Origin of the sequence: Maricaulis sp. MIT060901 (assembly GCF_047123815.1) — a bacterium.
Classification (GTDB): domain Bacteria; phylum Pseudomonadota; class Alphaproteobacteria; order Caulobacterales; family Maricaulaceae; genus Maricaulis.
The window spans coordinates 1,647,528-1,670,610 of the sequence record NZ_CP138920.1 but is presented as its reverse complement, the minus strand read 5'-3'; the positions used below and the strand labels follow the sequence as shown (position 1 = coordinate 1,670,610).

Sequence of the window (23,083 nt, the reverse complement as noted above, 5' to 3'; positions counted from 1 at the left end):
CTAAATGAGCCGATACAATCCGAGCGAAGCCGAACCCAAGTGGCAATCGGCATGGGCGGAGCGTGACTCCTTTCGGGCCAGGACCGCTGACGAGGCGGGCGACGCACCCAAATACTATGTCCTTGAAATGTTTCCCTATCCATCGGGTCGCATTCACGTCGGACATTCCCGCAATTATGCGATGGGCGATGTTGTAGCGCGCTATAAACGTGCGCGCGGCTATAACGTCCTGCACCCGATGGGATGGGATGCTTTCGGTTTGCCCGCAGAAAATGCGGCGCGTGATCGCGGCGTACACCCGGGTGACTGGACCTATGACAATATCGACGCCATGCGCGGACAGCTGCAGCGTCTCGGCCTCGCTCTGGACTGGTCGCGTGAATTCGCGACCTGCGATCCAACCTATTATCGCCACCAGCAAGCGATTTTCCTGAAACTGTTTGAGCGCGGTCTGGTCCATCGCCAGACCGCAAAGGTCAACTGGGACCCGGTTGACCAGACAGTTCTGGCCAATGAACAGGTGATTGATGGACGTGGCTGGCGCTCTGGCGCGCTGGTTGTGCAGCGTGAGCTGGACCAGTGGTTCTTCAAGATCACCGACTACGCCGATGTACTAACAGATGGTCTGGAGGAGCTCGATCGCTGGCCTGACAAGGTCCGGACCATGCAGTCCAATTGGATTGGTCGTTCGCGCGGTGCGCAAGTTTCGTTCCCGCTCACGGATGAGGATATTGCCGAGGAATTCGGTGCCACGATCGACGTTTTCACCACACGCCCGGACACGTTGTTTGGTGCCAGTTTCCTGGCCCTCGCTCCGGACCACCCGATCGTCAAAAAACTTTCGGAAGACAATCCGGAACTTGATCGCTTCCGCCGCGAATGCGAGCGCATGGGTACGTCAGAAGAAGAGATCGAGAAAGCACCCAAAAAGGGGGTGGATCTTGGAATTACTGTCCGGCACCCCTTTGATCCGGAATGGGAATTGCCGGTCTGGACCGCGAATTTCGTACTCTCGACCTATGGCACGGGCGCCATATTCGGTTCTCCGGCCGGCGATCAGCGAGACCTGGATTTCGCCAATAAGTACGAGCTGCCGGTCAATCCTGTAGTTCTGCCACCGGAATCCGATGCAGCAACGCACACGATCACTGACGAGGCCTATACGGGTCCGGGTACGATCTATAACTCCAAATTCCTCGACGGGCTGAGCACGGTTGACGCAATCGAGCGCGCGATTGAAGAACTGGAAAAGCGCAAGCTGGGTGAGGGCGCTACGACCTATCGTCTGCGCGACTGGCTGGTGTCCCGTCAGCGTTACTGGGGATGTCCGATTCCGGTCATCCACTGTGACAGCTGTGGAACCCTTCCGGTTCCGGAAGACCAGCTCCCCGTGGAGCTGCCAAAGGATGTCACTTTTGATCATCCGAGCAATCCACTGGAACGTCACCCGACCTGGAAACACACCACCTGCCCCAAATGTGGTGGCGAGGCGCGCCGCGAGACCGACACGCTGGACACTTTTGTGTGTTCTTCCTGGTATTTCCTGCGCTTTACCTCCCCCTGGTCTGACACGGACCCCTTTGTCGCTGATGATGCCAATTACTGGATGCCAGTCGACCAGTATGTAGGCGGCATCGAACATGCCATCCTGCACCTGCTCTATGCGCGCTTCTTCTCGCGGGCCCTGAACAATGCCGGCTTGATGAACCTGCCCACGGGCGAGCCGTTTGCAGGCTTGTTCACCCAGGGCATGGTCACGCACGAGACCTACAGATCCGCCGATGGCCGTTGGCTGTTGCCGGAAGAGGTCGAGCGCAAAGACGAGAAATACGTCGAGATCAATGGCGGAGGCGCTGTCTCTGTCGGCGCCATCGAGAAAATGTCCAAGTCCAAGAAAAACGTCGTGGATCTGGATGCGTTCATCGCCGATTTCGGAGCCGATGCCGCGCGCTGGTTCGTGCTCTCGGATTCCCCGCCTGAACGTGATGTCGAATATACCGACAGCGGTGTCGAAGGCGTCTGGCGCTTTATCCAACGCCTCTGGTCCACCGTGGATGCCTTGCCAGAAGGTGCTCCCGGCCCGATGAGCGTGGCACAGCAAGCCAGTGGGCCTGCGCTTGATGCCAGAAAAGCGGCTCACAAGGCCGCCGCTTCCGTTACAGAGGCAATTGAGGGCTTCCGTTTCAATTCGGCCGTCGCGCAGATCCATGACCTCGTCAACACCTTGCGCAAGTGCAGCGCGGATGACGAAGCCTCTCTGGCGGCCCGTGCCGAAAGCCTGGGTATCCTGGCGCGTCTGATCGCGCCCTTCATCCCGCACCTCGCGGAAGAATGTTGGGCACGTCTGGGCGGTGAAGGCCTTGTCATCGACGCGGCCTGGCCGGAAGCCGATCCTGCCCTGCTGGTCGAGAACAGTGTGACCATGCCAATCCAGATCAATGGCAAGAAGCGCGGAGAACTGGAAATTGCCCGTGGCAGCGACCAGGACAGCGTAAAATCCGCCGCTTTGGCCAATGAAGGGGTAGCGCGCAGCCTGGAAGGGCTTACGGTACGCAAGGTCATCGTTGTACCTGACCGGATCGTCAATATCGTCGCAGGATAGTTCTCATGAGTGGTCGTCGTTTCGCTGCCGTCCTTGTTTTGAGCCTGACGCTTGGCCTCTCAGCCTGCGGGTTCACACCCATGTATGGAGCAGGCAGCGCAGCACGCGGCCTCGAAGACGTTCGGATCGAGACGGGCGAGGAACGTATCGACTTTCTGCTCCAGGAAGCGCTTCTCGATACCATGGGTGCGCGAGCGGCGACCGGACCGCTGACTCTACGCACACAAAGCACCACGAATGTTCTTGGACTCGGCATTGGCGCCGAAGCTATTGCTGTACGGTATGCTGTCCAGCTCAGGGTCTCCTACGAGGTCGTCAATTCTGGTAGCGGCAACGTCGTTTTCGCCGGCCAGGTCTCCACTGAAGCGTCCTACAATGCGTCCAACGAAGCCTACGCCACTCAGGCAGCGCGTTTGGACGCGGAGGAAAGGGCCGCAGGTGAAGTGGCTGAACGCATCACCATGCAACTTGCTCGCGCCGCAAGGAACAGTGAGCTTTGGTAAAGATCGCACCACGCGATGCTGATCGACAGGTCGCCCGACCTGACCCCTCTTATACGGCCTTCCTTGTTTTCGGACCGGACCGGGGTCTGGCGCATGAGCGTGCGGACGGGCTGACGAAAAACCTGCTCGAGGACCCGGACGATCCATTCGCCCTCACTCAATTGACAGAAGAAGACCTAAAGGCTGACCCCGCCAGTCTCGCTGATGCCATGGCCGCAATGTCACTGACGGGCGGTGCTCGTCTGGTGCGGGTCCGTCTCAGCGGTGAGACTGGCAGCGGCCCGGTTCTCGATGTGCTGGGCCAGATCGAAGCCGGGCAAGACTTCGAGGCTCGACTGGTCGTGGAATCCGGCGATCTAACCCCGCGGGGAAAGCTCCGCAAGGCGTTTGAACCAGCCAAACGGGCTGGGGCGATTGCCTGTTACGCCGACAATTCACAATCGCTGGGCGATCTCGCTGACGAAATGTTGCGTACGGAAGGTTTGAGCCTTGATACCGATGCAAGGGCCAGCTGGCTGCCCAAGCTAGAGGGCGACCGGGCAATGGCTCGAAATGAAATCGAGAAACTCATCCTCTACAAGGGTCTTCGCGACCAGCGCCAGGAAGGCGATGACCTGGTTCGCGCAGAAGATGTAGATGCTGTCGCCGCCGACCATGGCGATAGTGCGCTGGATGCAGTTATCGGACCGCTCTTTGACGGTGATCTCAATTCACTGGATTCAAGTTATGCGCGTGCGATGAGTGCTGGTGTCAGCCCGGTTGCGGTTTTGCGGGCGATACAGCGCCGTTTGGATCAATTTGGAATTGCGCACGCCAACGGCGGAAATGATGGCGCAATCGCGCGATCCGGAGCGCCACGGTTCGGTCCACAAGCTGCTCAATTTAAACGACAAATGGGTTTCTGGCAGGGGCGGAGGCTGGACGCCGCGCGGGAGCTGGCTTTCGACCTTGAACGTCAAATCAAGCGTTCTGGAAGCCCCTCAGAAGCCCTGACCGGGGATCTGGTGCTTCGACTGGCACGTGGCGCCGCGAGAGCGCGACGCTAAACCGATCCGCCACTCAACCGACGACACACATCATCCAGCTGTTCCAATGTCTGGTAGTGTACACGAATTTCACCGCCCTTGGCGCCGTGCCGAATGTCCACCGACAATCCAAGACGAGACATTATGTCGGCTTCAAGTGCGCGGGTGTCTGCGTCCTTATCCTCTCCCGCTCCGTTTGACTTGCCGCGAGACTTTTTCTCCGGCGCTGCGACGCCCTTTGCCAGGCGCTCTGCCTCACGCACAGACAAACCGCGAGCGATAATCTCGTCCGCCAGCTCTTGGGCATTGGGAGCCGTTGCGATCGCCCGGGCATGGCCAGCAGACAATTGACCGTCCGCCACATATTTCTGGATCCCGCCAGGCAGGTTCAACAGGCGCATCATGTTGGCGATATGCGATCGGCTCTTGGCCACGGCCTGCGCGACATCTTCCTGGGTATGACCGAAACGATCGATCAGCTGGCGATAGGATTGCGCTTCTTCAATCGGGTTGAGGTCTGCGCGCTGAACGTTTTCGACAATGCCGATTTCCAGCGTCTCACGGTCCGTCAACTCTCGAACGAGTGCCGGAATTTCATGCAGACGGGCACGCTGGGCGGCGCGCCAGCGACGTTCGCCTGCTACGATTTCATACCTCGTACCACCATCGACCGGGCGCACAAGAATAGGCTGGACCACTCCCTTTTCCGCAATGGACTCCGCCAGGGCAGCAAGTTCTGCCTCGACCATCGTCTTGCGGGGCTGATCCGGATTGGGCTGGATGAGATCGATGGAAATTTCGGTGACGCCGCGTGGGCGGTCCGACCCGGTCGTACCGGTTTCACTACTTTCAAAAGTCTCTTCCTGGGTCTCTCCGAGCAGAGCTGACAGACCGCGCCCGAGGCGCTTGTTCTTTTCGGCGGGACTCATGCGACTTCACTTTCCTGTTCAGATTTTCTCTTGCGCTCCTGGCGAACGACTTCCTTGGCCAGCGCGACATAAGCCTTGGAGCCCGCACAACTGAGATCGTAGAGCAAGACCGGTTTGCCCATGGACGGCGCTTCGGAGACACGGACATTGCGCGGTATCACGGTCTTGTAGACCTTGTCACCGAAATGCTCGCGTACATCTGCCGCGACCTCTGCAGAGAGATTGTTGCGGCTGTCATACATGGTCAGAACCAGGCCCTGGATATCCAGTTTGGCGTTCAGATGCCCGCGCACACGCTCGACCGTCTTGAGCAATTGGGTGAGGCCCTCAAGGGCAAAGAATTCACACTGGAGCGGCACCAGGATGGAATCCGAAGCTGTCAGGGCATTGACCGTGAGCACGTTCAGAGAAGGCGGACAATCAATCAGTATGTAGTCTATGCCGTCACGATGAGCATCTGCGGCATAATTCTCTATCGCGCGCTTCAACCGGTATGACCGACGATTGTCATTGGCCAGCTCCAGCTCGGCACCGGACAAAAGCACGTCAGATGGAACGATCTGAAGCCCGGGAACGACCGTCTTGGTGAGGGCGTTCTGGAGCGGTTCGTCGCCGACCAGGATATCAAAGGCTGTCACCTGTCTGTCAGCAGGCGGAACACCCAGTCCAGTCGAGGCATTTCCCTGGGGATCCAGGTCAATAATCACCACGCGTTGCTTGATTGCGGCGAGGGCCGTTCCGAGATTTATTGCGGTTGTGGTCTTGCCAACGCCGCCCTTCTGGTTGGCGACGGAAATCACGCGGGGAGCGCTGCTGCGCAGGTGATTATCTGACACGCTTGACCTCTTCTATCCGGAGGATCACCCCATCGCTGGTACGACTGGGTATGACTTCGACCTCGAATGTCCAGTTTTTCCGCGCCCCGGTCAATTCTTCCTCGAAGCGCCGACCCTTGAAAAAGAGCCCTACTGCCCCTTTTTTCAACAAGGGATGCGCGTATCCCAATAATTTATGAAGTGGGGCAAAGGCGCGCGCGGTAACAACATCAACCACAGTATCCGGGTCCAGCGCTTCCACTCGAATCGATCTCGCCTCGGCCGGGATGCCTGTTTCCGCGATGACCTTCTTGAGAAAAGCGACCTTTTTCCCCACGGAATCGATCATCAGAACCTGACCATCCAGGCTCTTGTCCTTGAGACCCAGAGCAAGCGCTATGCCCGGAAAACCTGCGCCTGCACCCAGGTCTGCAAAACGGCGCGAACCGTGCGGGATGTGATCCCAGAGCTGATAACTGTCCAGCGCATGACGCTCCCAGAAATCGGCCAGCGTTGAGCGACCCACGAGATTGGTGTGAGCATTCGTTTCTTCGAGAAGTCTATGCCAGGTCTCGAAACCCTCCAGTGTTTCACGTGAAACACCGGTGATCCTCGCAAACTCTTCACCAGTCATGCGCTGGCTGCCTTCTGCTGACGCTTGATATGAGCAAGGACTGCCGTAAGCGCACCCGGCGTCACGCCCTCGACACGCGCGGCCTGGCCGAGCGTCGATGGCCGCGTCGCCTTCAGCTTCTCCTTGGCCTCATTCGACAGACCACCAACAAGGTCATAATCGAAGGCAACCGGGATCTGCACCGCCTCATCCCGTCGGAAAGCCGTAATATCCGCCTGCTGCCGCTCCAGATAGCCGGCATAAAGCGCATCAATCTCGATCTGTTCGCGAATAGCCTTGTCCAGGGTGTCCAGCTGCGGCCAGATGGAAACAAGGTTTTCCCAGTGAATATCCGGGTAGGCAAGCAAGGCAAAAACGTCCCGACGTTTGCCATCCTGATTTACCGATAGACCGTGTTTCTTGGCTTCTTGCGGGGAGAGCTGCAGCGAGCGCGCCATCGTCCGAGCCGCCTCCAGAGCCCTCAACTTGTCCGCATAGGCTGTCTTGCGGACTTCCCCGGCAAAACCCCGATCGATAGCGATCTGCGTGAGGCGTTGATCGGCGTTATCAGAACGCAGCGTCAGCCGATACTCGGCACGCGAGGTGAACATGCGATACGGCTCGGATACGCCGCGCGTAACAAGATCGTCGATCATCACGCCAATATAGGCTTCAGACCGTGACAGGATGAAACGTTCGCGTCCGCTCGCGGCAAAGGCAGCATTCAGACCCGCCATCAGCCCCTGGGCCGCCGCTTCCTCATATCCGGTCGTGCCATTGATCTGTCCCGCCAGCCAAAGGCCGGGAACCTTGCGAACCTGGAGCGTTTCGTCGAGCTCGCGTGGATCCACATAATCATACTCGATGGCATAGCCGTATCGGATCACCTCGACATTCGCGAGACCCGGTATGGTCCGCAGAAAGGCATCCTGGACGTCCTCGGGCAGGGACGAAGAAATGCCGTTCGGATAGACGGTATCGTCATCCAGACCCTCCGGCTCCAGGAAGATCTGGTGATTGGTGCGATCAGCGAACCGGTGAACCTTGTCCTCGATGGACGGGCAATAACGTGGGCCACGCCCGGCAATCGCACCGCTATAGACCGCCGACTTGTCGATATTCTCCGAAATAATTGCGTGGGTTTCCTCAGTCGTTCGTGTCACAGCACAGCTGATCTGGGGCACTTCGATCCCATGCGTGAGGAAGGAAAAGGCAACTGGTTCTGCATCAGCCGGTTGTTGTTCCAGCGCGTCCCAGTCAATGGAGGACTTGCGCAGCCGGGCAGGCGTACCGGTTTTCAGGCGCCCCATCTCCAGCTTCAGGTCATAGAGGCGGTCCGACAATCCAATCGCAGGTGCCTCATCCACGCGGCCGGCGGGGATACGTTTTTCACCGATATGAATAAGTCCCTTGAGGAAAGTGCCGGTGGTCAGAACCACGGCCGGCGCCATGTATTCCTTGCCCGCCGAGTCGATCACGCCGGCGACATCACCATTCTCCAGGACCAGGTCCTCGACCGCTGCTGCCTGGATATCCAGCCCTTCAGTACCAGCCAACTCCATCTGCATGGCTTCACGGTAGAGTTTGCGATCAGATTGAGTGCGCGGGCCCCGAACGGCCGGCCCCTTCGAGCGGTTGAGCAGACGGAACTGGATCCCAGAAACATCAGCGATCCGTCCCATAATCCCGTCCAAGGCGTCGATCTCACGAACAAGATGTCCCTTGCCAAGACCACCGATGGCAGGATTGCAGGACATCTCGCCAATTGTTTCCAGCTTGTGGGTAAGCAGCAAGGTCCGGGCACCCGCACGCGCCGACGCCGCAGCAGCTTCACAGCCCGCATGCCCACCACCGATAATGATCACATCCCACGAAGTCATCGCCACGCAGCCTGTTCCGCCATGAAAGAAAGGGCGCACTACATAATGCGTCGGAGCGAGGGAGTCGAGCGGAGCAGGCGGTGTTTCACGTGAAACATCGCGATAGAGTTATTATTTCCCGATACAGAATTGCGAGAAGACACGATCGAGGATGTCCTCTACATCCACCCGGCCAGTAAGCGCCTCCGTGCAGCGAACAGCCAGACGAACATCTTCACCCGCCAGTTCCGGCGCTTCTGCCAGTTTGAGACGGGCCCGGATCAGGGAGTCCACGGCTTCCTCAACGGAGCGTCGATGTCGGACACGGGAAAGCGCTGGCATTTCTCGCGCCGAGAGGCGATCAACGACAATCTCTTCGATCCGCCTCTCCAGCTCGGACACACCATCACCGGACTTCGCACTCAGACCATAGCCGTCACGCTCGGCCTTCTTCTTCTCGACAAGGTCCATCTTGTTCAACACCAAAAGATCACCGTCCTGGAGCCTTTCCTGCAGGTCCAGCAATTCCTCGTCCGACCGGGCATCCGCAACGCCAATGCGCAAATCGGCTTCGACCGCACGATCGAGCGCGCGGCGAACACCTTCGGCCTCAACAGCATCCACCGCTTCACGCAGACCAGCCGTGTCGGAGATCACCACCGGGAAACCACCCATGACGATCCGAACCTCGACAATATCCCGTGTCGTGCCTGGAATGTCTGTGACAATCGCGGCATCGCGCCGCGCGAGCTTGTTGAGCAGAGACGACTTGCCGGCATTCGGGGCCCCGATCAGCGCAATCGAAAAACCGGTGCGTATCCGCTCACCCCGGCGACCGTCATCAAGATGCTCTCCCATGGAGGCGATCAATTCGGTCAAAGGCAGATGCGCCCGGTGGGAGAGGGCGTCCGGAACGTCTTCCTCATCCGGGAAGTCGATCTCGCCTTCGATTGAGGCAAGCACCGAAATCAGCTTGCTCCTCCAGCCTTCATAAAGCGCCTTGAGCGAACCGGACATCTGCGAGATCGCTTGGCGTCGCTGCGCCTCCGTCTCAGCATCAATGAGATCTGCAAGACCCTCTGCCTCGGTCAGATCAAGCCGGCCATGTTCAAACGCACGCCGAGTGAATTCTCCGGGCTGCGCCACCAGACAACCCAGCTCGTCCAGTGCCGAGAGCGTCGCCTCAACCACGGCCGGACCGCCGTGTACCTGCAATTCAGCCACATCCTCGCCAGTGAAGCTGGCAGGCTTTTCGAAATAGAGCACGAGCGCTTCATCAAATATTTCGCCTGCCTGGTTGGAGAGCTTTCGTACGCTGGCCTGACGCGGTTCGGGACGACGACCACGGGTCAGCTTGTCCAGCACCATGCCTACCCGATCACCGGACAGGCGTATCACCGCCACTCCGGACCGGCCGGGTGGAGTTGAAAGAGCGTAAATTGTTGTTTTCACAATGTTTCTACTTTGTGTTCGGGTCCACGCCCGTCTGGCGCATGAAAGACATGAACTGATCCGTCATCTGGCCACCGAATGTCGTCCACTGACGCATCAACGCCTCCGGTTCCATGGATTCCAGATTGGCTTCCATGCGTCGGACCATTTCCTCGGTCAGGCGTTCATTGAGATGGGTGACATCAGGCAGGCCCAAAAAGGTGCGCGCCTCCTCCGGTGAACACTCGATATTGATATTGACCTTCATGAGCACCTCGAAGACGTTTTCCTGCACCACATCAAAAGGAGGGTCGCATGCCGGGTCAAGATATCCTTGTCGACGAGCACACGCCCGAATTCACAGCCTATCTCGCTTTGCCAGCCAGTGGGAGCGGCCCCGGACTGATCGTGTTGCAGGAGATTTTCGGAGTGAACCCAGTGATGCGCGGAATCTGCGACCAGTTTGCGGCCGCCGGGTTTGTCACGCTTTGCCCGGACCTTTTCTGGCGTATCAAGCCGGGCATCTAGATCTCCGACAAGACAGATGATGAATTACAACAAGCCTTCAAGCTGTATAGCGAATACGACGTCGAGGCAGGGATGGCGGATATCCAGCGCGCCCTGGAGACGCTTCGCGACCGCCCTGAATGCACCGGTAGGGCCGGCGCGATTGGTTTCTGTCTCGGCGGATATCTGGCCTATCTCACCGCCTGCCGAACGAATTCACAGGCAAGCGTTGGATATTATGGCGTGGGATTCGAGAGCGCCCTGTCCGAGGCAGACGATCTGAGTCATCCGCTGATGTTGCACCTCGCCGAGAGAGACCAATTTGTGCCGCCCGCCGTACAGAGCGCGCTCCACAAGGCCTTCGATCATCGCGATGACATTACCGTGCACGACTATCCCGGCAAGGACCATGCTTTCGCACGAACTGGCGGGCGGCACTTTGATACCGACGCCGCAGCGCTGGCGAACTCACGCACGATCACCTTTCTGCGTGAACATCTGTCCTAGCGGTTGCAGATACGACAAATGTGTTAGAGTGGCCCTGCTCGGGCCAGGTACGGGAATGATCTGAAGGGACGTATCGTGGCGATTTTTGACTCAACACTTCAACCGCATCTGCCGCGTTTGCGGGCGGACCGCACCTTGGTGCTCACTACGGTCAGTATTTGGGTCATTCTTGTATTTCTGTTCTCGCTCTCGGCTTACATTGACCATGCCAGAGCCGGACGCAACATTGCCTTCCTGATCGTCCTGCGTAATTACGCGATAGGCTTTACGCCCTGGCTGTTCATGATGCCGGTGATCTTCCTTTACGGCGCTCGCGATGTGAACAAGGCGCTATTGCCAAGCGTGATAACCGCACTTGCCTCGGCGATGATCGCCTTGCCCGTTTCCGGTATCTTCAATGCTGTCGTTCTGGCGGCCATGCACGATACGACCCCGCTGCAAGTCATTCAGACGTTCCAGATGCGCGATTGGTTATGGGACGTGCTTTTGTTGATGTTCAACTATCTTGCTGGCCGCCTTATGCGGCCTCGCCCAGAGATCGCGCCCGAAGCACCGGAACAAGTACCCGCCATTGCCGTAAAATCCACAACCGGTGTCGAATTCATTCCGGTCAAACAAATCCAGGGCGCGACCGCACAGGGCAATTACATCGCACTCTTGATGGATGGGCGAGAAGTCTTGCACCGCGCCACTATGGCCAGCCTGTCAGAGAAACTCTCGGACGCAGGTTTTGTCCGCGTTCACCGCTCGCACCTGATCAATCCGAACCTGGTCACGGGTGCCAAGGCACGCGGCGACCGAATACGCGAAGTCCAGCTGAGTAATGGCAGCCGAATTCCAGTGTCCGATCGTTACATGGATGACGCTTACCGCGCGCTGTCCGGTCGGGTTCTTGACTAGTCAGCGCTCGCGATCTTCCAGCTGTCACGGGCCGTGATGCGCCGGAAATAGGCTCTCACGCTGTCCGGCGCATCGCCAAACTGGCGGATGATCTTGAGCAGGTAGAGCATATATCCCACCGAGATGTCGGCCGCCGTGAGACGATCCGCCACCAAATAGCTTCCCTTGCCGATACCGCTGTGCTCCAGCGCTTCCAGGTGTTTGTCGGTCTCTGACTTGGCCCAGGCCGCTATGCCGGCATTACGGTGCTCCTCAGGCAAGAGCGCCGTGTGGGCGAGCAACATTGTGACCGGCAAGGTCATCCCACCCTCTCCGAAATGCAGCCATTGCAGAAAACGGCCATAGTCTGTCTCGCCCGGACGGACCTCAAGTTCGCTCGGCCCGAAGGTCGCGAGGATGTATTGCATGATCGCGACACTCTCGAACATCGTGGTTTCCCCATGCTCCAGGGCCGGGATCTTGGCGAGCGGATGCAGCTCTCGATAGGCCGCGGTTTCTTCCGGTGTTGCTCGGTAGGGCGCCTGTTTCAGGGTGTAGGCGATGCCCATCTCTTCCAGCAGCCAGCGACAGCGAATAGACCGCGTGCGCGGCGCATGATGCAGAATGAGTTCCTTGCCTGTAGTATCGACCATGTGTCTCCCCTTTGTGTTTTCTGGAGATAGCAAACCCAATCCTGGCCGAATACAGAAGCAAAAAAAGCCGCATGGCGATCATGCGGCTCTTTTAGACATCATTGCAGACAATGATCAGGTGTTCATGGAGTCGAAGAATTCATCATTGGTCTTCGTCTGACGCAGCTTGTCGAGCAGGAATTCGATCGCGTCCTGGGCACCCATCGGATTGAGGATGCGGCGCAGGATGTACATCTTCTGCAGGTGGTTGCGATCGACCAGGAGTTCTTCCTTACGCGTGCCGGACTTGAGAATATCAATCGCCGGGAAGACGCGTTTGTCAGCCACCTTGCGATCCAGCACGACTTCGGAGTTACCCGTACCCTTGAATTCCTCAAAGATTACTTCATCCATCTTGGAGCCGGTTTCGATCAGCGCCGTCGCGATGATGGTCAGAGAACCACCATTCTCGATATTTCGAGCGGCACCGAAGAAGCGTTTCGGCCGCTGCAGCGCATTGGCATCCACACCACCGGTCAGGACCTTGCCCGAGCTTGGCACGACAGTGTTGTAGGCGCGGCCAAGGCGCGTAATGGAGTCCAGCAGGATGACCACATCGCGGCCATGCTCCACCAGACGCTTGGCTTTCTCGATCACCATTTCGGCCACCTGGACGTGGCGTGTCGCCGGTTCATCAAAGGTCGAGGAAATCACCTCGCCTTTAACCGTGCGCTGCATGTCGGTGACTTCCTCGGGGCGCTCGTCAATGAGCAGCACCATGAGATAGCTTTCCGGGTGATTGCTCTCGATCGCGTGTGCAATGTTCTGGAGCAGGACGGTCTTACCGGTGCGCGGCGGCGCCACGATCAGACCACGCTGGCCCTTACCGAGCGGCGCCACGATATCAATCACGCGACCGGAGCGATCCTTGACCGTCGGATCGACCGTTTCCATAACAAAGCGGCTATCGGGATAAAGCGGCGTCAGATTGTCGAAATGCACCTTGTGGCGCGCGCGTTCCGGTTCCTCGAAATTGATCGAGCTGACTTTGAGAAGGGCGAAATATCGTTCGCCGTCGCGCGGGCTGCGGATCTCGCCCACCACGGTGTCGCCCGTGCGCAGACCGAATTTCCGGATCTGGGTCGGTGAGACGTAGATATCGTCCGGTCCGGCGAGATAGTTCGATTCCGGAGAGCGGAGGAAGCCAAAGCCGTCCTGCAGAACTTCCAGAACCCCGCCGCCATGGATTTCCACCCCACATTCGGCCAGCGCCTTGAGGATCGCGAACATCATGCCCTGTTTTCGCAGGGATGATGCATTCTCGATCTCAAGCGCCTCGGCAAATTCGAGTAGCTCGGTCGGCTTCTTTTCCTTCAGATCCTGGAGCGTCATGCGTTCCAGGCCAGCAAGGGATTCAGGCAGAGCGGTTTCTTCGGTCATGATGGATCTTCACAGGGAAAGTCGAGGCCAGCTCCGGTCGGAGTTGGTGCAATCGAAGCAAGAAGGGTGCCGGAAACGCCTAAACACCCGAATTGGTCAGAAATTGACACTGGCATCTCGGATAGATGCCCAATCTGTCAATGAAAGAGAGGTCTCACATAGAGTTCAATTCTGCTTGCCACGCCTTGACTGCACGGTCAAGCATTGCCCGGTTGTGCTTGTGTCATTTCAACGCGACGACGGCGATCAACACGATCAGGATGGCGAGCACAAACGGGATCTCGTTCAGGATGCGATAGCGCTTATGTTCCCAGTCATTTGTGCCAGATTCGAACTTCTTGAACCGGTCCGCGAACACGTGGTGGATGCCCGTCATCGCTGAGATCAGCACAAATTTTGCGATCCAGGCCCAGTCGAGAAAAATCTCCCAACCGCCCGCGCGCTCGGCATTTGACCACACCAGAAGCAAACCAAAGATCCAGGTCGCGATCATGGCCGGATTCATGATCACCTTGAGCAGCCGGCGTTCCTGCAGGCGGGCAGTCTGGTCAAACTCGCCACCGGCTTCGGCTTGTGCATGATAGACATAGAGGCGCGGCAGATAGAGCAGACCCGCCATCCAGGCGATCACCGCCAGGATATGCAGGGCTCTCAGCCAGTCATACGCTGCAAGGATCATGCTTCCAGGCTTCCCGAAATCGCACATCGGCATTTGCCGAACCCGCGCGGACATATACGAGACCGCGTGTCCGGCGCCAAGCCGTAGGACTGGTTGAGACGCGTATCGACCATGTCAGCCAATGATTTGATGAAAGCTGGCTGGGTGCCCAGTGCCGGTACACGCAGATACATTGGAACGCCATGCTCTGATGCAAGCTCCGCATATTCCTCATCCAGCTCGACAAGGGTCTCGATATGTTCGGAGACAAAGGCGATTGGCGTCAAGACGATATTCTTGCACGCCTTGCCTGCACGCTCGATAGCATCATCGGTGGACGGTCCAATCCATTCCAACGGACCGACACGGCTTTGATAACAGATCTCGTGATCGGTGATCTCGGGCATTTTCTCGACCACCGCCGCCACCGTCTGCTCGACCTGCCATTGGTAGGGATCACCCTCGTCGACAATTTTCTTGGGCAGTCCATGCGCCGAGAACAGAACACGAGTGTTGGATAGATCATCGATGCCGGACAGCGTTTCCCGCAACAGCGCTACATGGGCGTCGACGAATGCCTCTTCTGTCGGATAGCAACAGATCGTTTCAGCTTCCAGGGGCGTGGCTGACGTCCAGGCATCAAGCGAGGAGGCCGTCGTTGTCGTCGAGAATTGTGGGTAAAGCGGTAGCAAGATGACCCTGTCTGGCTGCCAGGCCTCGATTTCCCTGGCCGTTTCCTCGGTGAAGGGATGCCAGTACCGCATTGCCGGCCAGATTCTGACCTCGAGGTCAGTATGCCGCGACCGTAGTTCAGCCTCCAGCGCATCAAGTTGTTTCTGGGTTTCCGGCACAAGCGGTGATCCGCCACCCATCTTCGCGTAATTCTCGCGCGCAGATTTTGCTCGCGTCGTGGAAATCAACCAGGCCAGCATTTCTCGGATCGGACCGGGTGCCTGGATAATGGCCGGATCACGGAACAGATTGCGCAGGAAGGGACGCACAGCTTCGGGCTTGTCCGGTCCTCCGAGATTAAAGGCCGCAATTGCTAGCTTCATGGAATTCGCCTGCCGGTTAGCGGTCGCGAACCGACCGGATCAATTGTTCAACATGGGCAACAGGCACGTCAGGTGTGATCCCGTGACCAAGATTGAAGATATGGGGCCGGTCAGACCAGGCGTCCACAAGACGATCCACCTCGGCCTTCAGCACAGCTCCGCCCGTGCGCAGAACGGCCGGATCGAGATGGCCCTGGACCGGCAAGCCCGCCGGCAAATTCTCATCCATCCACTTGGGATCAACAGCCGTGTCGAGTGCCAGCGCCGTAACACCTGTCTCGCGAGCGTATTTGGGATACAGCGTACCCGCGCCGCGAGGAAAACCGATAATCGGCAGATCAACGCCCTGCGCGCGAATGCGATCCACAATGCGCTTGGTCGGCCGGATGATGACCCGATCAAACAGCGGTTCCGGAAGACCTTCAGCCCAGCTGTCGAATATCTTCAGGACTTCCGCACCGGCATGGGCCTGCATGACCAGATAGTCTGCGGTCGCATCGGCAATGATATTCATCATCGCATCGAACGCCTCGGCCTGGTCATAAGCCGCGACCCGGGTCTTGAACCGGTCTTTGGAGCCTCCGCCCTCAACCATGTAGGTTGCAACCGTCCAGGGCGCGCCCGCAAAGCCAATCAACGTCATTTCCGCAGGCAGTTCCGCCTTGGTCAAACGCAAGGTCTCTCCGATTGATGCAAGCACGCTGTCCTCACGCCTGTCAGCCAGCTCCTGGAAATTGGCGACGTCGAAGGGGTCCAGCTTAGGCCCTTCGCCTGTCACGAACCAGACCCGTCGGCCCAGGGCGATCGGGATCAAAAGGATGTCCGCGAACATGATCGCTGCATCAAAGCCAAACCGGCGGATCGGCTGAAGTGTCACTTCTGATGCGAGATCCGGCGAGAAGCAGAAATCAATAAAGTCCTTCGCCCGGGAGCGAACTTCCCGGTATTCGGCCAAATAACGGCCAGCCTGGCGCATCATCCAGATGGGAGGTGGTGAGAGCGTCTCACCTTTCAGGACATTGAGGATCGGTTTTGAAACATCATCGGTCATACCGAGTGCTTTAGGACGCTCCGTCCACAGGTTCAATGCGGCGTTTTCTCTTCCCCTTTAATAATAGAATTAGGGAGTCGTAGTTGTTGTGCTGTGAATGTCGAGGGTATCTCGTTTATCCGCATGCTGAGGACATATTTGTCAGCTGGATAACTCCTAAGTTTCGTCAGTATCTTATCCGGTATAAACGGAATTAGGTTATTTATAACAATATCATGTAGACAAAAGTGTTGTTGATAAACCGGTAAAACCTTGTGATCTTATTATCCCCGGAAAATTCACTCACAGGCTTATCAACACACAGCATCACTGTGGACAAATCTGTGAAATTATCGGGGTATGACCGGGTATTACCCACAGCCGAAAATCATCGATCGGTGGATTGAGGACAACGGCCCAAGTTATTAACAAGTCGTTAACAGATCGAGCGCGTGATGACGGACAGCGAACAGCCCCCCATCGATACCTGTTTTCACATTCACATGGTCTCGGATTCGACCGGTGAAACGCTGATGGAAGTCATGCGTGCTTCCGTAGCCCAGTTTGAAAACACCAATCCGCTTGAACATCTCTATGCCCTGGTCAGATCATCGCGTCAGCTGGACCGGGTGCTTGAAGAAGTTGCGGGTTATCCCGGTGTTGTCATGTACACCATCGTTAATCCGGACCTGCGTCGTGAACTGGAAACCCGGTGTATGGAAATCGGTGTTCCGGCGATTGCCGTCCTCGATCCGATGTTGGCGACGTTAAGTTCCTATCTTCAAAGACCTATTGCTAGTCGCGCCGGTGCACAGCGATCTCTCGATGCGCAGTATTATCACCGGATTGAAGCCATGAATTACGCTATGTCCCATGATGACGGACAAGGTGATAATTTCGAGGCCGCGGACATTATTTTGCTGGGTGTCAGCCGGACGTCCAAGACACCGACCAGTATCTATCTGGCGCATCGTGGTTTCCGGGCGGCAAACATTCCCCTGGTACAATCCGCGCCGCTTCCAACCGATCTTGCCAGTCTGAAAAAACCCCTGATCGTGGGTCTGACCGCTTCGCCGGAACGTATTGTTCAAATCCGTCGTAATCGCCTTCTGTCGCTGAACGAGGATCGCGATACGGATTACATTGATGATTTCACAGTTCGCGAGGAAGTCCTTCACGCCAAGCGACTTTATGCGAAACATGGCTGGCCCTCGATTGATGTAACGCGTCGTTCGATTGAAGAAACTGCGGCGAAAATCATTAATCTTCTCAACGAGAAAAGAGCCAAAGATGAGTAGTTCCCTGGTGCTGGCATCGGGAAGTCAGATCCGTCGGCTGGTGCTTGAACAGGCCTGTATTCCTTTTCGGGTCGACAAATCGGATGTGGACGAAACGGCGCTCAAGGAAAAGCATGCGGATCTGAACCCGGCGGAAATGGCGCTTCTGCTTGGCCGGGCCAAGTCTCGCCAGGTATCAGCCAGATTGCCGGGTGAGATTGTTCTGGGTGCTGACCAGACCATGGAACTGGAAGGTCAGCTGCTCGACAAATTGCCGGACGCTGCACTGGCTCGCGACCGGCTGAAACGCATGCGTGGCAAACCTCATTATCTGCATTCTGGTCTCTCTCTACATCGGGATGGTGAGGAGATCTGGTCGCTATCACGCACATCGACCATTCATGTCCGCGAGTTTTCAGGCTCATTCCTCGAGACCTATCTGGAACAAGCCGGAGATGCCCTGACAGCCAGTGTTGGCGCCTATGCCTATGAAGGCCTGGGCGCGCAATTGTTCGAGACGGTCGAGGGCGACTATTACGCGATTCTGGGACTACCCCTGCTGCCGTTGCTGGAAGCTTTGCGTGAATTTGGAGTGATCGAAACATGACACCGACCGGAGCTGCGATGACCGCCGGTGTGATCGGTCAACCGATTGCCCATTCACTGTCACCTTTGATGATGTCACGCTGGATCGATGCTGCCGGCCTGGATGCGATTTACACACCATATGTCGCCACACCGCACATGTTTGCCCCCGTTGTCATGGCGCTTTATCGCGCTGGGTTGAAGGGCCTGAATGTTACCCTGCCGCACAAGACTGAAGCCCTGACCCTGGCCAACCGGATTTCGGACGCAGCGGACAAGATCGGTGCTGCCAATCTCTTGACATTTGTTGATGGGGAAATTCACGCAGACAACACTGATGCTGTTGGTTTTATTTCATCTTTGCGAATTGCTGGCGTGGACCCTAAAGGCAAGTCTGTTCTGGTGCTGGGCGCAGGTGGCGCTTCTCGTGCCGTGACATATGGTTTGAAGGATGCCGGCGCTCGAGAGCTTGCAATCGCCAATCGAAGTCTTGGAAAAGCCCGTGAAATTGCCCGCGAAATCGCGCCGGATACTGAAGTAGTGGGATGGGATAATCGCAATGGTCTTTTGGATCAGGTCGATATTGTGGTGAACGCGACTTCGCTGGGGCTGAAAGGGCAGATTCCGCTGGAAATGGAATGGGGGCAAGCCAGGGACAGCCTTGTCGCTATCGATACCGTATATACGCCCCTCGAAACCCAATTTCTCGCGGATGCCCGCAATCGTGATCTGACAGGCATAGACGGTCTGGGCATGTTGATCGAACAGGGAAAACCCAGCTTCGAGGCATTTTTCGGCGTAGCGGCTCCACAGGGTGCGGATATTCGATCCTTGCTGGAAACAAAGCTGGGTGAGGCAAAATGATCCGCATGGGCCTCACTGGATCGATTGGCATGGGTAAGTCAGCAACAGCTGCTCTGTTCGCGGACGAAGGTGTTCCGGTTTTCGATTCCGATGCGGCCGTCCACGCACTTTACGCTGCTGGCGGCGCGGCTGTTGAACCCATCGCCGCTGTCTTCGGTGATGTGATCACTGGCGGTGCGGTTGACCGGGCTCGGTTATCAGCGGTTCTGAAGGTAGATCCGGCAGGTTTTGCGCAACTTGAGGCGATTGTTCATCCGCTCGTGGAGTCGGCGCGCGAAGCTTTCCTGCAAGCGGCAAGAAATGACCAGGCCGAGGCCGTTCTCTTTGATATTCCGCTTCTCTTTGAAACTGGCGGTGAAGAGGCTGTCGATGTCATCATTGTCTGTCATGCTCCTGACAATGTTCGTCGCAAGCGCGTACTGGATCGGCCAGGCATGACTGAAGAAAAGCTGGATTTGATCCTTGCCAGACAGATGCCAGAAACGGAAAAGCTCAAACGGTCGGATTACGCGGTTGAGACCTCTCAGGGTCTTGATCTGGCGCGCGAACAGGTGCGCGATATTCTGGCAGATATTCGGCGACGCAAGACAGAGGGCGAACTGGGCTGATGCGCGAGATTGTATTCGATACCGAGACGACCGGGCTTGAAGCCAATGGTGGTGATCGCATCACCGAACTGGGTTGTGTCGAGGTCATCGATTGCATTCCAACAGGCAAGACGTTTCACGCCTATATCAATCCAGAACGTTCCACGCCCCAGGAAGTTGTCGAAATTACCGGCCTGACGGATGATTTCCTCGCAGACAAGCCGGTATTTGCCGAAGTCGCACAGGACTTTATCGATTTTGTCGGTGATGCCGTCATGGTCGCACACAATGCGCCGTTTGACCGGGGTTTCATCAATATGGAAATGGTCCGGCTCGGCAAGCAGCCGTATGCCGAAGACCGGTTCAAGGATACAGCGCGCATCGCCCGGGCCATGTTCCCGGGCAGTTATGTATCCCTGGACGCCTTGTGTAAGCGTTTTGATATCTCGCTGGAAACACGAGAGAAACACGGCGCTCTGATTGACTCCCTATTGTTGGCGGAAGTTTATCTTGAGCTGACTGGAGGTCGGACTCGCGCGCTGGACTTGGCCGGCAAAGCGGAAACCAGTGGCGGCAAGGTTGAATTCCCTGTTCGTCCGGTGCGGTCACGCGAGTTATCAGGTCGCGTCAACGAAACAGAGCGCGCCGCCCACGCCGCCTTTATCGACGAAATGGGCGAAGACGCGCTCTGGAAACAGCTTAAAGCGCTGAATTAGTTGGCAGCAGCCGGCTCGCCATTGCCATTGGTGTCGGCGCCCGGGGCAGCTGCAGCACGTTTGGCCAGCTGAGCACGGTAAAGGTTCGCGAAATCGACCGGGTCCAGCATCAGCGGCGGGAAGCCACCATCACGCGTGACGTCCGCCAGGATACGGCGGGCGAACGGGAAGATCATGCGCGGGCATTCGATTAGCAGGAAAGGCTCACGGTCGGCATCTGCAATGTTCGCCATCTGGAACAGGCCGGCATAGGCCAGCTCTGCAATGAAGACGACTTCATCATTTTCGCCGGCCGCACGCGCCGAGAAGTTCAGCGTGACTTCATACGTGTCGGGGCTGATGGTGCGTGCCTGGACGTCAATTCCCAGATCAATGTTCGGCGGCTTCGAGCTGCGTGCAGAATCCGTGTAGGACGGGTTCTCGAAGGAGAGGTCCTTGATGAACTGGGTGAGGATGCGAAGCGACGGAGCTTTCGGCATTTCGCCTTCTGCAGGCGTGTTCGGAGCGTCGGCCATAATTGTCCCCTGGCGGGTCAGCGTTGATTAACAGGCCCAAGGGGCCAGATATACGAAGCGGGCCGGTTAGCATGCGAGCGATAGGGCGGCAAGCTGTAAGCCTGATATTGAACTAGCTGACGAAGCGCCAAAATGTTCTAGTATTGAATTTGGTGCCAACTGGACAGCCAATCAGGACGCTGACGGAATGATCGATCTACTCACCATTCTCATTTTCGGCGGCATAGCCGTGTTTTTTGGATTCAAGCTGTTCACTGTGCTGGGGCGGCATGAAGGCCATATGGAGGCACCTAGCTCTGACAATGTCTCGCCCGCTGGGATCGGCATGCCGGGATCGACTTCCCCACTGCGTCCGGCGTTTGAGGGTCCGGCCGCGGCCGGCCTGGAAGCGATAGCTGCAGCTGACAGCCGTTTCGACCCAAACGAGTTTGTTGTTGGCGCCAAGCGGGCCTATCGCATGATTGTCGAAGCCTTTGCCGCCGGCGATCGCGACGCGCTCTCAGACTTGCTCGCGCCGGATGTACTCAAACGCTATGTCTCGGCAATCGATGCTCGCGATAAACGTGGAGAAACGGTCAAATCCGAAATCGATCGCATCAAATCTGCGGATATTACCGAGGCGGAACACCATTCGGGCACGGCCCGGGTGAAAATCCGTTTCGAGGCAGAGATTGCGACCGAAACGCGTGATGAAACGGGCAAACTTGTCAGCGGTGATCTCGCCAATCTGGCAAAGACGGTGGAATACTGGACTTTCCAGCGCAAGACCACGAGCTCTGATCCCAATTGGGAGCTGTCCAGTGTCTCCGTGGCTTAGGCGCGGCCTGAGTTCCAGCCTGGTCTTCCTGGCGGCATGCCAGCAGCCTGAACCCGTCGAAGAACCGGTCGAAGCAACACCGGAGCCGGAAGTTGTTCTGCCCGATCAGCTTCAGCTTGTCCCGGCTCACTGGGATGCCTTGCGCGACTGGCAGTCCAGCGACCCTCTAGCAGGTATTTCGGCTTTCCTGCGATCTTGCGAGCGATGGCACGGCCGGGCGGAGGATCGTCCCCTCAATCCACGAGCGGAATGGGCAGGAACGGTCGGTGACTGGCGCGCTGCCTGTGCAGCGGCGACCATGGCAGGTAGTGATCCGGCCTCTCGTCGCCAAGCGCTGGAAGCTGTGTTCACACCTATCCGCATCATCGCTGTGGGTGAAGATGACACGGTTGAGCCAGCCGAAACGGGCCTGCTGACTGGATATTATGAACCCTTTGTGGAAGTGCGCGAGGAATCCTCCGTCGAGTTCGCCCAACCGCTGCGTCGCAGACCGGATGACCTGGTGACGGTCGATCTGGGCCGGTTTGATGAGGAATTGGCCGGACGTCGGCTGGTCGGTCGTGTCGAAAATGGTCGGCTGGTTTACTATCGCGATCGCGATGAAATCGAGCGTCAGGATCGCGGAGAGGTCATCGCCTGGGGACGCCCTATCGACGTGTTTTTCCTGCAGATCCAGGGATCTGGCCGTCTGGTTTATCCTGACGGGAGGCAGGAGCGTGCCGCTTTTGCCGCGCATAATGGCCTGCCCTACCGATCTATTGGTCGTGAATTGATCCGCCGCGGTGAGCTCGAGCGTCACGCAGCGTCGAAACAGGGGATTGAGCGGTGGCTCAATGACAATGGACCTGAGGCTACGGCAGAGCTTTTTGCGGTCAATCCACGTTACGTCTTTTTCCAGACCCAGCCATTGACCGATCCTGACCTCGGACCGTCGGGCTCATCCGGCGTTGCGCTGACACCCATGGCATCTATCGCCGTCGATACCTCGCAGCATGCGCACGGCGTGCCGATCTGGCTGAGCGCTGATCTGCCGGAGCTGGATACGTGGTCGGGCCTGGTGGTCGCCCAGGATTCCGGCGGTGCTATCAATGGTCCTATCCGGGGTGATTTTTTCTGGGGCTGGGGCGATACAGCGGAACGTCGCGCAGGCACGACCCGCGCCCAGGCCAGCTGGTACGTTCTTTTACCGACCGCTGTCGCCCAGCGTATTATCGATGCCACCCCGCCGGCCTAGGGT

Annotated in this window: 23 protein-coding genes and 1 pseudogene; 12 read left to right on the top strand and 12 right to left on the bottom strand. The window is 57.5% G+C overall.

Going from position 1 to position 23,083, the window contains the following annotated elements:
- The first annotated feature begins 4 nt into the window (after nucleotides 1–4).
- From leuS to holA, 3 genes are read left to right on the top strand one after another with little or no spacing between them, the layout of a single operon-like run.
- Nucleotides 5–2,602, top strand: coding sequence for a leucine--tRNA ligase (leuS, locus tag SIC17_RS08215; protein WP_291890950.1), 2,598 nt, complete (start codon nucleotides 5–7; stop codon nucleotides 2,600–2,602).
- 5 nt (nucleotides 2,603–2,607) lie between these two features.
- Entirely contained in the window at nucleotides 2,608–3,105 is a 498-nt protein-coding gene (lptE, locus tag SIC17_RS08210) for an LPS assembly lipoprotein LptE (RefSeq protein WP_291890949.1), read from the top strand.
- Nucleotides 3,099–4,151, top strand: coding sequence for a DNA polymerase III subunit delta (gene holA, locus SIC17_RS08205; RefSeq protein ID WP_291890948.1), 1,053 nt, complete (start codon nucleotides 3,099–3,101; stop codon nucleotides 4,149–4,151). The genes lptE and holA overlap by 7 nt, the downstream gene beginning before the upstream one ends.
- Here holA and SIC17_RS08200 read toward each other — a convergent pair.
- The 6 genes from SIC17_RS08200 to SIC17_RS08175 form a co-directional block, all read right to left on the bottom strand.
- Entirely contained in the window at nucleotides 4,148–5,059 is a 912-nt protein-coding gene (locus SIC17_RS08200) for a ParB/RepB/Spo0J family partition protein (RefSeq protein ID WP_291890947.1), read from the bottom strand. The genes holA and SIC17_RS08200 overlap by 4 nt on opposite strands.
- Nucleotides 5,056–5,880 carry a ParA family protein gene (locus SIC17_RS08195; RefSeq protein ID WP_366940044.1) on the bottom strand — a complete coding sequence of 275 codons (825 nt, stop codon included), beginning with the start codon at nucleotides 5,878–5,880 and terminating at the stop codon, nucleotides 5,056–5,058. Before SIC17_RS08195 ends, SIC17_RS08200 begins: the two co-directional genes overlap by 4 nt.
- A gap of 4 nt (nucleotides 5,881–5,884) precedes the next feature.
- The gene (rsmG, locus tag SIC17_RS08190) at nucleotides 5,885–6,508 is read right to left on the bottom strand and encodes a 16S rRNA (guanine(527)-N(7))-methyltransferase RsmG (RefSeq protein WP_412545053.1); all 624 of its coding nucleotides are present in this window, start codon (nucleotides 6,506–6,508) and stop codon (nucleotides 5,885–5,887) included.
- Nucleotides 6,505–8,367: a tRNA uridine-5-carboxymethylaminomethyl(34) synthesis enzyme MnmG gene (gene mnmG / locus SIC17_RS08185; protein WP_412546911.1), complete on the bottom strand. Its 1,863-nt coding sequence runs from the start codon at nucleotides 8,365–8,367 to the stop codon at nucleotides 6,505–6,507. Before mnmG ends, rsmG begins: the two co-directional genes overlap by 4 nt.
- Nucleotides 8,368–8,478: 111 nt before the next feature.
- Complete coding sequence (gene mnmE, locus SIC17_RS08180) at nucleotides 8,479–9,798, bottom strand: tRNA uridine-5-carboxymethylaminomethyl(34) synthesis GTPase MnmE (RefSeq protein WP_412545052.1); 1,320 nt, start codon at nucleotides 9,796–9,798, stop codon at nucleotides 8,479–8,481.
- Between the two features lie 7 nt (nucleotides 9,799–9,805).
- Nucleotides 9,806–10,072, bottom strand: coding sequence for a DUF6489 family protein (locus tag SIC17_RS08175; RefSeq protein ID WP_412545051.1), 267 nt, complete (start codon nucleotides 10,070–10,072; stop codon nucleotides 9,806–9,808).
- Nucleotides 10,073–10,092: 20 nt separating this feature from the next.
- Between SIC17_RS08175 and SIC17_RS08170 the strand changes: the two are divergent.
- A pseudogene (locus tag SIC17_RS08170) lies at nucleotides 10,093–10,791 on the top strand (dienelactone hydrolase family protein).
- Nucleotides 10,792–10,866: 75 nt separating this feature from the next.
- Entirely contained in the window at nucleotides 10,867–11,691 is an 825-nt protein-coding gene (locus tag SIC17_RS08165; protein WP_291890941.1) for a LytR/AlgR family response regulator transcription factor, read from the top strand.
- Here SIC17_RS08165 and SIC17_RS08160 read toward each other — a convergent pair.
- The 5 genes from SIC17_RS08160 to hemE all read right to left on the bottom strand — a co-directional run bounded on the left by SIC17_RS08160 (nucleotide 11,688) and on the right by hemE (nucleotide 16,506).
- The gene (locus tag SIC17_RS08160; RefSeq protein ID WP_412545050.1) at nucleotides 11,688–12,323 is read right to left on the bottom strand and encodes a glutathione S-transferase family protein; all 636 of its coding nucleotides are present in this window, start codon (nucleotides 12,321–12,323) and stop codon (nucleotides 11,688–11,690) included. The two genes, SIC17_RS08165 and SIC17_RS08160, sit on opposite strands and share 4 nt — an antisense overlap.
- A gap of 114 nt (nucleotides 12,324–12,437) precedes the next feature.
- Nucleotides 12,438–13,742: a transcription termination factor Rho gene (rho, locus tag SIC17_RS08155; RefSeq protein WP_366524371.1), complete on the bottom strand. Its 1,305-nt coding sequence runs from the start codon at nucleotides 13,740–13,742 to the stop codon at nucleotides 12,438–12,440.
- Nucleotides 13,743–13,965: 223 nt separating this feature from the next.
- On the bottom strand, nucleotides 13,966–14,421 hold the full coding sequence (locus tag SIC17_RS08150; RefSeq protein ID WP_291898173.1) for a CopD family protein: 456 nt from the start codon (nucleotides 14,419–14,421) through the stop codon (nucleotides 13,966–13,968).
- A complete protein-coding gene (gene hemH / locus SIC17_RS08145; RefSeq protein ID WP_291890938.1) occupies nucleotides 14,418–15,455 on the bottom strand; it encodes a ferrochelatase in 1,038 nt (345 codons plus the stop codon). The genes SIC17_RS08150 and hemH overlap by 4 nt, the downstream gene beginning before the upstream one ends.
- Nucleotides 15,456–15,471: 16 nt before the next feature.
- Nucleotides 15,472–16,506 (bottom strand): uroporphyrinogen decarboxylase, encoded by a 1,035-nt coding sequence (gene hemE, locus SIC17_RS08140; RefSeq protein ID WP_412545049.1) that lies wholly within the window; start codon nucleotides 16,504–16,506, stop codon nucleotides 15,472–15,474.
- A 434-nt stretch (nucleotides 16,507–16,940) separates the two neighbouring features.
- On the opposite strand from hemE, the gene SIC17_RS08135 reads away from it, so the two are divergent.
- The 5 genes from SIC17_RS08135 to dnaQ are packed head-to-tail and all read left to right on the top strand — an operon-like array spanning nucleotide 16,941 to nucleotide 20,514.
- Nucleotides 16,941–17,783, top strand: coding sequence for a pyruvate, water dikinase regulatory protein (locus tag SIC17_RS08135; protein ID WP_291890936.1), 843 nt, complete (start codon nucleotides 16,941–16,943; stop codon nucleotides 17,781–17,783).
- Nucleotides 17,776–18,369, top strand: a complete 594-nt coding sequence (locus tag SIC17_RS08130) for a Maf family protein (protein WP_412545048.1) — start codon at nucleotides 17,776–17,778, stop codon at nucleotides 18,367–18,369. The genes SIC17_RS08135 and SIC17_RS08130 overlap by 8 nt, the downstream gene beginning before the upstream one ends.
- A 17-nt stretch (nucleotides 18,370–18,386) precedes the next feature.
- The gene (gene aroE, locus SIC17_RS08125; RefSeq protein ID WP_412545047.1) at nucleotides 18,387–19,211 is read left to right on the top strand and encodes a shikimate dehydrogenase; all 825 of its coding nucleotides are present in this window, start codon (nucleotides 18,387–18,389) and stop codon (nucleotides 19,209–19,211) included.
- A 5-nt stretch (nucleotides 19,212–19,216) separates the two neighbouring features.
- A complete protein-coding gene (coaE, locus tag SIC17_RS08120) occupies nucleotides 19,217–19,819 on the top strand; it encodes a dephospho-CoA kinase (RefSeq protein WP_412545046.1) in 603 nt (200 codons plus the stop codon).
- Nucleotides 19,819–20,514, top strand: a complete 696-nt coding sequence (gene dnaQ, locus SIC17_RS08115; RefSeq protein WP_412545045.1) for a DNA polymerase III subunit epsilon — start codon at nucleotides 19,819–19,821, stop codon at nucleotides 20,512–20,514. Before coaE ends, dnaQ begins: the two co-directional genes overlap by 1 nt.
- On the opposite strand, the gene secB is transcribed toward dnaQ, so the two are convergent.
- The gene (secB, locus tag SIC17_RS08110; protein ID WP_412545044.1) at nucleotides 20,511–21,029 is read right to left on the bottom strand and encodes a protein-export chaperone SecB; all 519 of its coding nucleotides are present in this window, start codon (nucleotides 21,027–21,029) and stop codon (nucleotides 20,511–20,513) included. The two genes, dnaQ and secB, sit on opposite strands and share 4 nt — an antisense overlap.
- Nucleotides 21,030–21,216: 187 nt before the next feature.
- On the opposite strand from secB, the gene SIC17_RS08105 reads away from it, so the two are divergent.
- Nucleotides 21,217–21,846 carry a Tim44/TimA family putative adaptor protein gene (locus SIC17_RS08105; protein WP_412545043.1) on the top strand — a complete coding sequence of 210 codons (630 nt, stop codon included), beginning with the start codon at nucleotides 21,217–21,219 and terminating at the stop codon, nucleotides 21,844–21,846.
- Nucleotides 21,830–23,080: a murein transglycosylase A gene (locus SIC17_RS08100; protein ID WP_412545042.1), complete on the top strand. Its 1,251-nt coding sequence runs from the start codon at nucleotides 21,830–21,832 to the stop codon at nucleotides 23,078–23,080. The genes SIC17_RS08105 and SIC17_RS08100 overlap by 17 nt, the downstream gene beginning before the upstream one ends.
- The last annotated feature ends 3 nt before the right edge of the window (nucleotides 23,081–23,083 follow it).